Origin of the sequence: Nitrospirillum iridis (genome assembly GCF_014205765.1) — a bacterium.
GTDB lineage: Bacteria > Pseudomonadota > Alphaproteobacteria > Azospirillales > Azospirillaceae > Nitrospirillum > Nitrospirillum iridis.
In genome coordinates, this window is the sequence record NZ_JACIIZ010000014.1 from 193973 (window position 1) to 207605 (window position 13633).

At 67.2% G+C, this 13633-nt stretch carries 11 protein-coding genes; 1 reads left to right on the top strand and 10 read right to left on the bottom strand.

Going from position 1 to position 13633, the window contains the following annotated elements; genetic code table 11:
• Positions 1–41: 41 nt before the first annotated feature.
• From rodA to miaA, 10 genes are all read right to left on the bottom strand, one after another.
• Complete coding sequence (gene rodA / locus FHS74_RS22760; RefSeq protein WP_184805681.1) at positions 42–1196, bottom strand: rod shape-determining protein RodA; 1155 nt, start codon at positions 1194–1196, stop codon at positions 42–44.
• A complete protein-coding gene (gene mrdA, locus FHS74_RS22765; protein ID WP_211106488.1) occupies positions 1193–3127 on the bottom strand; it encodes a penicillin-binding protein 2 in 1935 nt (644 codons plus the stop codon). The genes rodA and mrdA overlap by 4 nt, the downstream gene beginning before the upstream one ends.
• Before the next feature lie 54 nt (positions 3128–3181).
• Complete coding sequence (gene mreD / locus FHS74_RS22770) at positions 3182–3697, bottom strand: rod shape-determining protein MreD (protein ID WP_184805685.1); 516 nt, start codon at positions 3695–3697, stop codon at positions 3182–3184.
• An 8-nt stretch (positions 3698–3705) separates the two neighbouring features.
• Entirely contained in the window at positions 3706–4584 is an 879-nt protein-coding gene (mreC, locus tag FHS74_RS22775; protein ID WP_184805688.1) for a rod shape-determining protein MreC, read from the bottom strand.
• 113 nt (positions 4585–4697) lie between these two features.
• Entirely contained in the window at positions 4698–5726 is a 1029-nt protein-coding gene (locus tag FHS74_RS22780) for a rod shape-determining protein (RefSeq protein WP_145752140.1), read from the bottom strand.
• 335 nt (positions 5727–6061) lie between these two features.
• Entirely contained in the window at positions 6062–7618 is a 1557-nt protein-coding gene (locus tag FHS74_RS22785; RefSeq protein ID WP_184805691.1) for a 2-isopropylmalate synthase, read from the bottom strand.
• A gap of 270 nt (positions 7619–7888) precedes the next feature.
• On the bottom strand, positions 7889–8962 hold the full coding sequence (gene ilvC, locus FHS74_RS22790; RefSeq protein WP_184805695.1) for a ketol-acid reductoisomerase: 1074 nt from the start codon (positions 8960–8962) through the stop codon (positions 7889–7891).
• A gap of 49 nt (positions 8963–9011) precedes the next feature.
• Positions 9012–9545 (bottom strand): acetolactate synthase small subunit, encoded by a 534-nt coding sequence (gene ilvN, locus FHS74_RS22795; protein ID WP_184805709.1) that lies wholly within the window; start codon positions 9543–9545, stop codon positions 9012–9014.
• Positions 9546–9600: 55 nt separating this feature from the next.
• Positions 9601–11376: an acetolactate synthase 3 large subunit gene (locus FHS74_RS22800; protein WP_184805712.1), complete on the bottom strand. Its 1776-nt coding sequence runs from the start codon at positions 11374–11376 to the stop codon at positions 9601–9603.
• Between the two features lie 130 nt (positions 11377–11506).
• The gene (gene miaA, locus FHS74_RS22805) at positions 11507–12448 is read right to left on the bottom strand and encodes a tRNA (adenosine(37)-N6)-dimethylallyltransferase MiaA (protein ID WP_343067009.1); all 942 of its coding nucleotides are present in this window, start codon (positions 12446–12448) and stop codon (positions 11507–11509) included.
• A 141-nt stretch (positions 12449–12589) separates the two neighbouring features.
• Here miaA and serB point away from each other — a divergent pair, with 141 nt between their 5' ends.
• Positions 12590–13510: a phosphoserine phosphatase SerB gene (gene serB, locus FHS74_RS22810; RefSeq protein ID WP_184805717.1), complete on the top strand. Its 921-nt coding sequence runs from the start codon at positions 12590–12592 to the stop codon at positions 13508–13510.
• Positions 13511–13633 lie beyond the last annotated feature (123 nt).

Sequence of the window (13633 nt, forward strand, 5' to 3'; positions counted from 1 at the left end):
ACATGGCCCCCCTGCGGGAACAAGGGGGCGGCGGCCGCACCTTAAAAATCGCCCATCCCCCGCCGCGACATGCGCACGTCGCGGTGGACGTGGACACAGAGCAGCAGGCCGAAGCCGATCATCACCGTCAGGGCGGAGGAGCCACCGTAGGAGATCAGCGGCAGGGGAACGCCCACCACCGGGATCAGGCCCATGACCATGGCGATGTTGATGAACATGTAGAGGAACAGGTTCACGGTCAGGCCCATGGCCACCAGCCGGCCGTACTGGTGGCGGCAGCGCATGGCGATGACGTAGCCGTAGACCAGCAGCAGGGTGTAGAGCAGCAGGAACACCAGGGCGCCCACCATGCCCAGTTCCTCCGCCAGCATGGTGAAGATGAAGTCAGTCTGCTTTTCCGGCAGGAAGTTCAGGTGGCTTTGCGAGCCCATGAGGAAGCCCTTGCCGAACATGCCGCCGGAACCCAGGGCGATCTTGGACTGCATGATGTGGTAGCCATGGCCCAGAGGGTCGTTCTCCGGGTTCAGGAAGGTGTTCACCCGGTTCTTCTGGTAATCGTGCATGAAGTGCCAGATGACGGGGATGGCGGCCAGGACGCTGCCGATGACCAGCGCGAACTTCCACAGCCGCACCCCCACCAGCCAGAAGATGGCGCCCGACACCATCAGCAGCATGAGCGAGGTGCCCAGGTTGGGTTGCAGCAGCACCAGGCAGACGGGCGCCACGATCATGACCAGCGGCGCGATGAGGAAGGAGATGCGGCCGGTATCCTCCAGCGAGGCGCCATGGAAATAGCGCGCCAGCGCCATCACCAGCGTCACCTTCATCAGCTCCGACGGCTGCAACTGCATGAAGCCCAGATCGATCCAGCGCTGAGCGCCCATGCCGACATGGCCCATCACCTCCACCACGATCAGCAGGAAGAAGGCGATGCCGTAAAGGAAGTAGGAAAATTTCAGCCAGATGCGGATGTCGATCAGCGCCGTCACCAGCATCAGCACCAAGCCCACCGCGAAGCGCATGATCTGGCGCGTGGCCCAGGGATCGAAATTGCCATTGGCGGCGGAATAGAGCATGGCGAAGCCGACGCAAGCCACGGCCGTGATCAGCAGCACCAGGCTCCAGCTGATCTGCCCCAGCTTCTCCCCCAGGCTCATGTTGGACTGGGGGTCCAGACCCATGTCGAGATTGATCATCGCGGGGTCCCCTCCCCCGGCGCCAGGGGCGCCGAGGCCGTGGTGGTAGTCGCGGGCGGCGTGCCGGGCGCAGTGGTGGCGCCGGCGTCCGCCTGCTGCGCGCGGGCGGCCTCCATCAACTGGATCTCCAGCAGCAGGTCTCGCGCGATCGGGGCGGCGACCACGCTGCCGCCCACACCATGCTCGACGATGACGGCGCAAGCGTAGCGCGGCGCCTGCACCGGCGCGAAGGCGATGAACAGGGCGTTGTCACGGTCCTTCCACGGCCGCTCGGCCTTCAGGAGGCCGGCATTGCGTTCGGCCATGGTGATGCGCTTGACCTGGGCGGTACCGGACTTGCCGCCCATCTCCATGCCCGGCTGGGTGATGCGGGCGGCATAGGCGGTGCCGCCGGCGGAGGTCACGCCTGCCATGCCGGCCAGGACGCGCTGGATGAATTCCGGCTTCACACCGACATCGGGCCAAGTGGTCTGCTCGGTGTATTCCTGCTCCACCGCCTTGGTCAGGTGGGGCTTCACCGCCTTGCCGCCGCTGGCAAGCCGCGCGCACATCACGGCCAGCTGGATGGGGGTCGCCGTGACATAGCCCTGGCCGATGGCCACGCTCAACGTTTCGCCATCGTACCAATTTTCCTTGTAGGTCCGGCGCTTCCACTTCGTGTCCGGGATGATGCCGGCCTTCTCGCCCGGCAGGTCCAGGTCGGTCTTGTCGCCCAGACCGAAGCGCCGGGCCATGTCGGCGATGCGGTCCACGCCGATACGCCGGGCCAGGTCGTAGAAATAGACGTCGCACGACATGCGGATGGCGTCGTGCATGTCGACGGAGCCGTGGCCGCCCTTCTTGTAGCAATGGAAGGTGTGGCCGCCGAAATCGTAATGCCCTGGGCAGAAGACGCGGTGGGTGGGGTCCACCCCCGCCTCCAGCCCCGCCAGCGCCGTCATGGGCTTGAAGGTGGAACCCGGGGCATAGTGGCCGGCCACCACCTTGTTGGTCAGAGGCGACGCCTCGTTCTTGATCAGGGCGTCATAGAGATCCTGGGGGATGCCCATGGCGAACTGGTTGGGATCGAAGCTGGGATGGGAGGCCAGCGCCAGGATGCCGCCGGTCTGCACGTCCAGCAGGACGGCGGCCGCGCTCTCATGCTCCGCCAGGCGCTGCTGGGCATAGTATTGCAGCTTGGCATCGATGGTCAGGGTCACCTGATGACCGGGCTGGCCGTCATTGCGCGCCAGCTCGCGCACCACGCGGCCCACGGCGTTGACCTCCAGCTGGCTGGTGCCGGCGGTGCCGCGCAGGGCCAGGTCGTGCTTGCGCTCGATGCCGCTCTTGCCGATGCGGAAACCGGGCAGGGACAGCAGCGGGTCGCGGGCGTTCTGCAACTCCTGCTCCGACACCACGCCGACATAGCCCAGGATGTGGGCCGCTTGCTCGCCGAAGGGGTAGGAGCGCACCTGCCCCACCTCGATCGACACGCCGGGCAGGTCGGGCAGGTTGACCTCGATGGCCGAAACCTGGTCCCAGGTCAGGTTTTCGCGCAAGGTCACCGGCGCGAAGGAGCGTAGGCGGTCCACGTCGCGCAGGATGCGGCGGCGGTCGGCATCGGTCAGCGGCAGCAGCTTGACCACCTTGTCCAGCGTCTCATCCACGTCATCGGTGCGTTCGGACACCAGCACGGCGCGGAAGTTCTGCTCATTCACCGCCAGGGGCACGCCACCGCGATCGACGATGACCCCACGCGACGGCGCCAGCAGGCGCAGCGAGATGCGGTTGTCCTCCGCCAGGGTGGTGTAGTGATCGCCTTCCAGGACCTGGAGGTAATAGAGCCGCGCCACCAGGGCGGACAGCGCGCCGGCCTTCAGCCCGCCCAGCACCAGGGTGCGGCGGTTCATGACGCGCTGGCGCTCGGCGTCCCTATCGATCGCGTTGAACATACCGTCGAAAACCTTTCATGCGGGCGCCCCGGGGCGCCGCGACACGCCCTCGGATCAGCTGGCGCTCAACAGGCTGCGATGCAGCTTGCTGAAGCACCACGCCGGCACCGGAAAGACGACGATGGCCAGCAGCGCCTGGGCCACGATGTTGCCGGGGCCCACCAGATGGGCGGTCATCAGGCTGTACGCCAGCCACTGCACCGCGCCGGCCCCCACCGCCACCAGGGCGAAGCCCAGCCACAGAAACCAGAAGGAATTGCCCAGGAAGTAACGCCGTTGGGTCAGCACCAGCCAATAGGCCAGGACATACACCAGCGCGCTCATCCCCAGGGGCGACCCGGCCAGCAGATCCTGCAGCAGCCCGATGCCGAACGCCAGCAGGGGCCGCAACAGATCGGGACGATATATCGCCCAGTAGTAGATGGACATCAAGGTGAGCGGCGGCGCCACGAAGGAATAGTCCGGCAGCTGCAGGGGCATCATGCCCAGCAGCATGGCGGCGACCGTGGTGCTGAAGGGAACCAGATTCCGTCCGGCCTGGTCCAGCCGCTGCCATACCCCAACCGCCATGGCGGTGTTCACTGCATGGCGCCGGGCTGGGCCGCCTCAGCCGCCAGTCCGCCGGGAATGCCGAAATCGACCAGCTGCACGTATTCAATGCGCGAGAGGTCGACGATGGGGGTCACCCGGGTTTCGCCGTCATGGGTCGCGGCGACGATGCCCACCGGCAGGCCGGCGGGGAACAGGCCGCCGTGGCCGGAGGTGAAGACCCGCTCACCCACCGTGGGCTCCACCCCGCGGGGAATGTACATCAGCCGCGGCTGGTCCGAATTGTCGCCCGACAGCATGGCGCGCTGACGGGTGGTTTCCAGCACCACCGGGATGCGGGCGTTCAGGTCGGTGACCAACAGGATGCGCGACGACCATTCGCCCACCTGCACCACGCGGCCGATAACACCCTGGCCCGCCATGGCCGCCTGGCCGCGGCGCACACCGTCGCGTTGGCCCGCCATCACCACCAGGGTACGGACGAAGGCGCCGCCGGGGTCGGCGATGACGCGGGCGGTGATGTAGGAGGCGGCGGGGTCGGGCTTGTAGGCCAGCAGGCCGCGTAGCGAGTTGTTCTCGGCCTCCAGCCGCAGCGCCGTCTGCTGCCATTGGCGCAAGCGCTCGTTATCCTGACGCAAGCGCTCGTTCTCGGCATAAAGGGCGGTCAGCTGGCGGCCGGACTCCAGCACGCTGGCCACGGCGCCGGCGGGGCGGGCGATGAAGCCGAGGATGGGGGCGAAGGCGTCGGTGACCCGGGCGCGGGCCGCGTCGATGAAAACCGGATCGGCGCGCGTCATCATCATCAGCCCGATGGCGGCCAGCACCATGAGCAGAAACGAGAATCGCTGCAGCAACGCCCGCATGGGTGCTGCGATCCTGAGCGCGGTGCCACCGCTGCGCGTCTTCACAGGCAGTCCCCGTCTCGCTACCGGGGCCCGGCGTCGCGTCCAGTCAAAACCCGACGCCGCGGTCCCTACCTAACAATACCCTGCCGCCCATGTGGGCGGCCGAAGGCCCGTGGTCAATACATGCTGATCAGCACGTTGCGCAGGGTCTTCATTTCCTCGAGCGCCCGGCCCGTGCCCAACGCCACGCAGGACAGGGGATCGTCGGCGATGGACACCGGCAGCCCCGTGGCGTGACGCAGGACGAAATCCAGGTTGGACAGGAGTGCACCACCGCCAGTCAGCACGATGCCCTTGTCCACGATGTCGGCCGCCAATTCCGGAGCCGTATGCTCCAACGCCACCTTCACCGCTTCAATGATCTGGCTCACGGGTTCCGCCAGGCTCTCGGCGATCTGGCGTTCGCTGATGATCAGTTCCTTGGGAACCCCGTTCATCAGGTCGCGGCCCTTTATCTCCATCACCCGGCCCTCGCCGTCTTCCGGCGGGCAGGCGGACCCGATTTCCTTCTTGATGCGCTCGGCCGAGCCCTCGCCCACCAGAAGGTTATGGTTGCGACGGATGTAGCCGATGATGGCCTCGTCCATCTTGTCACCGCCCACGCGGACGGAGCGGGAATAGACGATACCCCCCAGCGACAGGACGGCCACCTCGGTGGTGCCGCCACCGATGTCCACCACCATACTGCCGGTCGGCTCGGTCACCGGCAGGCCGGCGCCGATGGCGGCGGCCATCGGTTCCTCGATCAGGAAGACGCGGCGGGCGCCGGCGGCCTCCGCCGATTCCTGGATGGCGCGGCGCTCAACGGCGGTCGACCCCGACGGCACGCAGATGATGACCTGCGGGCTGGCGAAGCTGCGACGGTTGTGCACCTTGCGGATGAAATGCTTGATCATCTCCTCCGCAACCTCGAAGTCGGCGATGACACCATCGCGCAACGGACGGATGGCCTGAATGTTGCCTGGCGTACGGCCCAGCATCAGCTTGGCCTCGTCACCGACGGCCAAGACCTGCTTTTTGCCGCGGACGCTCGCGATGGCGACCACAGACGGTTCGTTCAGGACAATACCGCGACCCTTGACGTAGACCAGCGTATTGGCCGTGCCGAGGTCGATCGCCATATCGGCGGAGAAAATGCCAAGCAAGTTCGTGGGACATCGGTTAGTGGGTTGCGGGAAGGTGGCCTGCGTTCAACGCCATCTCCGAGGGCCATGCCCAGGCAAACGACGATCGCACCGCCATACGGGTTGCATAGAACAGAATCGCTAAGCCGCTCAAGCGTAGAAAGGCGCCATCACCCATTTTATCCCCGCATTGCGGAACGCCATGGGCGATAGGGGCGCTTCCAGCGCCCCCCGGCACCTTCCCCGGTCACCCTGGCGCCCGGCGCAACCTTCGGACGCACGCGCGGCACACCCACACCGCGCCGCCACGGACGGATGCCCGGGACTCGGGATTAAGCGGTTAACAGGGCGGCAAGTCAGGCGCTGATGGCTGCCGGCGCCGTCTTCTGCCGCTTCACCAGCAGCTTGTTCAGGGCGTGCAGATAGGCGCGGCAGGTGGCGACCAGGGTGTCGGCGTCGGCCCCCTGCCCGTTCACGGTCTTGCCCCCCTCCTCCAGTCGCACGGTGACCTCGGCCTGGGCATCGGTGCCGGCGGTGACGGCATGCACCTGGTACAGCTGCAACCGGGCGTCATGGGGGAAGACCAGCTTGATGGCGTTGAACACGGCGTCCACCGGGCCGTTGCCGAAGCTGACCACCGGCGCCACGGGCTGGCCGCCCACCGTCACCTCCAGCACCGCGTGCTGCGGCCCGCGCGAGCCCGCGACCACCTGCAGCGAGACGAACTGGATATGGTCGTGCTGGCGGCCCACCTCGTCATCGATCAGGGCGATGATGTCCTCGTCGAAGACGTCCTTCTTGCGGTCGGCCAGGTCCTTGAAGCGGCGGAAGGCCTCGTTCACGGCGTTGTCGCCCATGTCCTCGTAGCCCAGCTCCTTCAGCTTGGCGCGGAACGCGGCGCGGCCGGAATGCTTGCCCATCACCAGGGTGGAGCGGTTCAGGCCCACGGACTCCGGCGTCATGATCTCATAGGTGCCGGCGTGCTTGAGCATGCCGTCCTGGTGGATGCCGGACTCGTGCGCGAAGGCGTTGGCGCCGACGATGGCCTTGTTGGGCTGCACGACGAAGCCGGTGATGGTGGACACCAGGCGCGAGGCGCGGGTGATGGCCTCCGTCCGGATGCCGGTCTTGTAGGGCAGGTAGTCGGCGCGGGTGCGCAGCGCCATGACGATCTCTTCCAGGGCGGCGTTGCCGGCGCGTTCCCCCAGACCGTTGATGGTGCACTCCACCTGGCGGGCGCCGCCGGCGACGCCGGCCAGCGAATTGGCCACGGCCAGGCCCAAATCGTTATGGCAGTGGACGGAGAAGATGGCCTGGTCGCTGTTGGGCGTCTTCTCCCGCACGGCACGGATCAGCGCGCCGTATTCCTCGGGCACGGCATAGCCCACGGTGTCGGGGATGTTGATGGTGGTGGCACCGGCCCTGATGGCCGTTTCCACGCAGCGGCAGAGGAAATCCAGCTCGGTGCGGGAACCGTCCTCCGCCGACCACTCCACGTCCTCCACATGGTTGCGGGCGAGCGAGACGCTGTCCCAGATGGCCTGGACGACGGCGTCCGGTTCCATCTGCAACTTGTATTTCATGTGCAGCGGGCTGGTGGAGATGAAGGTGTGGATGCGCTGCCGCGCCGCGCCCTTCAAGGCCTCGGCCGCCCGTTCGATGTCGTTGCGGTGGGCGCGGCACAGGCCCGCGATGGTGGCGTCGCGCACCACCCGGCCCACCTCCCGCACCGCCTCGAAATCACCGTTGGAGGCGGCGGGGAAACCCGCCTCGATGACGTCCACACCCATTTCCTCCAGCGTCTGGGCAATGCGGATCTTCTCTTCCAGGTTCATGGAGGCGCCGGGCGACTGCTCGCCGTCGCGCAGGGTGGTGTCGAAGATGATGACGCGGTCGGAAGACGGATGGGTCATGGCGAAAAATCCTGCGCTGCCGTCCCGGACGAGGCCGGGGACGGTATGGGACCTGTGAAGGGACCTGGCGTTTCGGCCCGCCGGCCAGCCTGCCGACGGAATCTGACTGATCTACGCCCCGTCGCCGCCCCTGGCAACGGCGAATGGGCGTTTTATTGCCGCAAGGCTGACCCGGACGATGCGAATGCACCGATTATGCTGCGCCCGCGAAATGAAAAAGCCGGCACCCGAAGGCGCCGGCTTTTCCCGCGTCAGAAAGACAGGGACCGCTTAGTTGCGGCTCTTGTCCACCAGCTTGTTGGACGCGATCCAGGGCATCATGGCGCGCAGCTTGCCGCCCACGTCCTCGATCGGGTGCTCGGCCTCGCGGCGGCGGGTGGCCTTGAAGCTGGGCAGGCCGGCCTTGTTCTCCAGCATCCAGTCGCGGGTGAAGCGGCCGGACTGGATGTCGTCCAGCACGCGCTTCATCTCGGCCTTGGTTTCCGACGTGACGATGCGCGGGCCGGTGACGTAATCACCGTACTCGGCAGTGTTGGAGATGGAGTAGCGCATGTTGGCGATGCCGCCCTCGTAGATCAGGTCCACGATCAGCTTCACTTCGTGCAGGCACTCGAAGTAGGCCATCTCCGGGGCGTAGCCCGCCTCGACCAGGGTCTCGAAGCCGGCCTGGATCAGCTTGGTCAGGCCGCCGCACAGCACGGCCTGCTCACCGAACAGGTCGGTCTCGCACTCTTCCTTGAAGGTGGTCTCGATGATGCCCGAACGGCCACCGCCCACGGCGGAGGCGTAGGACAGCGCCACTTCCAGGGCGTTGCCCGAAGCGTTCTGGTGCACGGCCACCAGGCAGGGGACGCCGCCGCCCTTCTGGTATTCGCCGCGCACGGTGTGGCCGGGGCCCTTCGGCGCGATCATGAACACGTCCAGGTCCGGGCGCGGCTCAATCAGGCGGAAGTGCACGTTCAGGCCGTGGCCGAAGGCGATGGCGGCACCCTGGCGCAGGTTGGCGGCCAGCTCGTCGCGGTACAGGTCGGCCTGCAGCTCGTCTGGCGTCAGGATCATGACGACGTCGGCCCACGCGGCCGCCTCCGCCGGGGTGACCACCTTGAAGCCGGCGCCTTCGGCCTTCTTGGTCGTGGCCGAGCCGGGGCGCAGCGCCACCACGATGTCCTTCACCCCGCTGTCGCGCAGGTTCTGGGCATGGGCGTGGCCCTGGCTGCCGTAACCGATGATGGCAACCTTCTTGCCCTTGATCAGGTTAACGTCGGCGTCACGATCATAATAAACGCGCATGGTCTTGGCCTTTTGTTGGTGCGCCCGCCAACCTTTGGGGGCGCGCTCTCTCATGGATGGCGTCTTACCCGTTATCCGGGAAAGGCGGTTGGGAAAAAATGGTTCAGATGCCGCCGGGGCCGCGGGACATGGCGACCACGCCGGTGCGCGACACGCCCACGAGACCCAGTTCGCTCATCAGGCCGATGAAGCGATCCAGTTCCTCCCCCTGTCCCGTCACCTCAAACACGAAGCTGGTGATGGTGGCGTCCACCACCCGGGCCTTGAAGACATCGGCCAGGCGCAGGGCCTCCACCCGCTTCTCGCCCGTGCCGGCCACCTTGACCAGCGCCGTCTCGCGCTCGACGAAGGGGCCTTCCAGGGTCAGGTCGTGCACCCGGTGCACCGGCACCAGGCGGCCCAGCTGCGCCTTGATCTGTTCGATGATCATGGGCGTGCCGCTGGTGACGATGGTGATGCGCGACAGGGTGGCGTCGCGGTCGACCTCCGCCACCGTCAGGCTTTCGATGTTGTAGCCCCGGCCGGAAAACAGGCCGATGACGCGGGCCAGCACGCCCGGCTCATTATCCACCAGGATGGAGATGGTGTGGCGTTCGATGGCGGGGGTCGGGGCCGGGGAGGCGGGACGGACGGTCAAGATGGGCTCCGGTCGATAGAGGCGGTGAAGGCGGCGGCGTGAGGAACGGGGGCGCTTATACCAGCACCATGCCGTCTTCCGGCGTCGCGTTTTCCACCTTTTCGTCCGGACCCAGCAGCATCTCGTTATGCGCCCGGCCGCCGGGGATCATGGGGAAGCAGTTTTCCTTCTGGTCCACGCACATGTCGACGATGACGGGCCGCTTGACGCGGATCATCTCGGCGATGACGTCGTCGACCTCGTCCACCTTGCTGGCGCGCAGGCCCACGCCGCCGAAGGCGTCGGCCAGCTTCACGAAATCGGGCAGCGCCTCGGAATAGCTTTCCGAGTAGCGGCCGCCATGCAGCAGTTCCTGCCACTGGCGGACCATGCCCATGTACTGGTTGTTCAGGATGAAGACCTTGACCGGCAGGCGGTACTGCAGGGCGGTCGACATCTCCTGGATGTTCATCTGGATGCTGGCTTCGCCGGCGATGTCGATGCACAGCGCGTCGGGGTGGGCCACCTGGGCGCCGATGGCGGCCGGGAGGCCGTAGCCCATGGTGCCCAGGCCGCCAGAGGTCATCCAGTGGTTGGGCTTGTCAAAGGGCATGAACTGGGCGGCCCACATCTGGTGCTGGCCGACCTCGGTGGTGATGTAGACGTCGTCGCGACCGGAAATGGCGGCCCGCAGGCGCTCCAGCGCGAACTGCGGCTTGATCACCTTGGAGGTCTTTTCGTACTTCAGGCAGTCGCGCGCCCGCCAGAACTCGATCTGCTCCCACCAGGTCGCCAGCGCCGCCTTGTCGGCCTGCTTGCCGCGCGCCTTCCAGATGCGGATCATGTCTTCCAGCACGTGGGCGGCGTCGCCGACGATGGGCACGTCCACCCGCACGTTCTTGTTGATGCTGGACGGGTCGATATCGACGTGGATCTTGACGGAATTCGGGGAGAATTCCGAAACCTTGCCGGTGACGCGGTCATCAAACCGGGCGCCGATGCAGACCATCAGGTCGCAGCCGTGCATGGCCAGATTGGCCTCGTACGTCCCGTGCATGCCCAGCATGCCCAGCCACTGCCGGTCGGACGCCGGGAAGGCGCCCAGGCCCATCAGGGTGGTGGTGCAGGGATAGCCCGTCATGCGCACGAACTGCGTCAGCAGCTGGCTGGCCACCGGGCCGGCGTTGATGACGCCGCCGCCGACGTAGAAGATGGGCCGCTTGGCCTTGGCCAACAGGTCGACCGCCTCTTCCACCCGGTTCAGGTCCGGCTTCACCTGCGGGCGGTAGCTCTTCGGCATGCTGTCGGCCGGGGTGCGGTAGCTCCCCTCCGCGAACTGCACGTCCTTCGGGATATCGATGACGACGGGACCCGGGCGGCCGTTCTTGGCCACGTAGAAGGCCTCGTGCAGGGTGCGCGCCAGGTTGTTGACGTCCTTCACCAGGTAGTTGTGCTTGGTGCAGGGACGGGTGATGCCCGTGGTGTCGCATTCCTGGAAGGCGTCGTTGCCGATCAGGTGGGTGGCAACCTGGCCCGACAGGCAGACGATGGGGATGCTGTCCATCAGCGCGTCGGCCAGGCCGGTGACGGCGTTGGTGGCACCGGGGCCGCTGGTGACCAGGACAACACCGACCTTGCCGGTGGACCGGGCATAGCCTTCGGCCGCGTGCAGGGCCGCCTGCTCATGCCGCACCAGGATGTGGCGGATGTCGTTCTGCTGGAAAAGCGCGTCGTAGATGGGAAGTACCGCACCGCCCGGATAGCCGAAAATGACCTCTACACCCTGGTCCCGCAACGCCTTCAGGACGATGTCGGCACCGGTCAGACTGGTCTCGTTCGTGGCAGCACTCATTTCCCAAAAATCCTGGTTTCTAGTCGCCCCGTCAGGCCCGCGGATCGGGCCTGCTTGGGAACACCCATAGCCCCCTTCGCAAGCGCGAAGGTCGGGCGGATCGGGACCCTAGACGGAACCGTACCTATGGTCAACCCGTTTTGCGAATTATCGCAAAGATTTCACCCGCAAGACTTTCGATTAATTTCTCATGGCCGGTATGCGTCGTATCGAATCCGGGGTCGACGCGGCGGGCGTCCGGCATCTGGTGGCGGAACCAGGTGGTCTGGCGCTTGGCATAGTTGCGGGTGTGCCGCTGCGCCAGGGCCACCGCCTCGTCCAGGGAAAGCGTGCCGGCAAGATGGGCCGCCAATTCCGGCACGCCCAGGGCCTTCATGGCCGGCAGATCGGGATCCAGGTCCAGCGCCAGCAGGGCCCGCACCTCGTCCAGGGCGCCCTGCCCCACCATGGTGGCGAAGCGGACGTCGCCGTTGGCGTAGAGACGGTCGCGCGGCGGATCGACGACGAGGGTGTGGAACACCAGGTCCGTCGGCGCCGTGGCCGCGGCCTGGCGCTGCCAGTCCCCCAGCGCGCGCCCGGTGCCCACCACCACCTCCCACGCCCGGACCAGGCGCTGGGTATCGCCGGACGCCAGCCGGGCCGCCCCCTCCGGGTCGCGCGCCGCCAGATCCTGGTGGAAGGCGGGGCCGCCGACACGGGCGTGCAGGGCCTTGGCCGCCTCCCGCACCGCCTCATCGATCGCCGGAATGTCGGCGATGCCGCTCATCAACGTGCGCAGGTAGAGCCCGGTGCCCCCCGCCAGGATGGGTAGCCGGTCGCCACAGGCGCGAATTTCCGCCAGCGCCAGGTCGCGCCAATGGGCCGCCGACATGCGCCGCGACGGCGGCACGGTGCTGTAGAGGCGGTGCGGCGCCCGCGCCAGATCGTCCGGGCCCGGCTGGGCGGTCAGCAGCCCCAGGCCCTGGTACACCTGCATGCTGTCGGCATTGATGACGATGCCGCCCAGGCGCACCGCCAGGTCCAACGCCAGGCGCGACTTGCCGGAGGCGGTGGGGCCGCCGATGACCACCACCGATTTGGCTTCATTTGTTACAAGACCGGGGCCCGCAACCGTGCTGATCGCAGGGGCCGGATGCCCCACTGCGTCTTGCCTGTCGCCGCCGCCGCCCGTATCAAGACCAGCGGAAGCCCCCTCAAACCCTTCGGACATGCCATGACCCATGTGGTGACCCTGATCGCCGGCGCCCCCCTCACCCAAGCCGAGGCGGCGCCCGCGACGCTGGAAGATAGCATGGTCCGCGCGGCCCGCGCCGCCCTGCAGGCGCTGGGGGCGGAAACGGCGACGCCCGACTGGCTGTCGCCGGCACGGGCCTGCGACATCGCCTTCACCGGCCTGCACCCCGACCAGGCCCAGGCCGCCTGCGCCCAGGCCCTGCTGGGCCGACCGGTGGACGCCATCACGCAAAGTGTGGCCGGCCGGCGCAAGGCCGTGCTGGTGGCCGACATGGAATCGACCATCATCCATCAGGAAATGCTGGATGAGTTGGGCGCCCTGATCGGCCAGCGCGACGTCATCGCCGAGATCACCCACCGCGCCATGAACGGCGAGATCGACTTCAAGGGCGCGTTGCGCGAACGCGTGGCCCTGCTGGCCGGCATGGACGCCGCCGTGATCGAGGAACTGAAGGGCATCGTCACCCTGATGCCCGGTGCCCGCGCCCTGGTCGCCACCATGCGCAAGCACGGCGCCTACTGCGCCCTGGTGTCGGGCGGCTTCAAGCCCTTCACCGCCCACGTCCGCGACCTGCTGGGTTTTGACGAGGACCAAGCCAACGACCTGATCATCCAGGACGGCAAGCTGACCGGCCAGCCGGTGGAACCCATCCTGGACAAGGACGCCAAGGCCGCGGCGTTGACCCGCATCTGCGCCCAGCAGCGCGTAGCCCTGACCGCCGCCGTCACCGTGGGCGACGGCGCCAACGACCTGCCCATGCTGCTGGCCGCCGGCCTGGGCATCGCCTTCCATGCCAAGCCGGCAGTGGCGGCATCGGCCCGCGCCCGGGTGGACCATGGCGACCTGACGGCCCTGCTGTACGCCCAGGGCTACCGCGAGGCGGAGATCGTGGCCGGCTAAAGTGAAGCGCGATCAGGTGAGAGCTATCTGTGCTGAGAGAGTATTGACCTGACAGTCCCGGCCACACCGGCCCCCGCGGGGGCCGGTGTGGCCATGCCACCTCTGGTGGGGTTTGATGGAGTT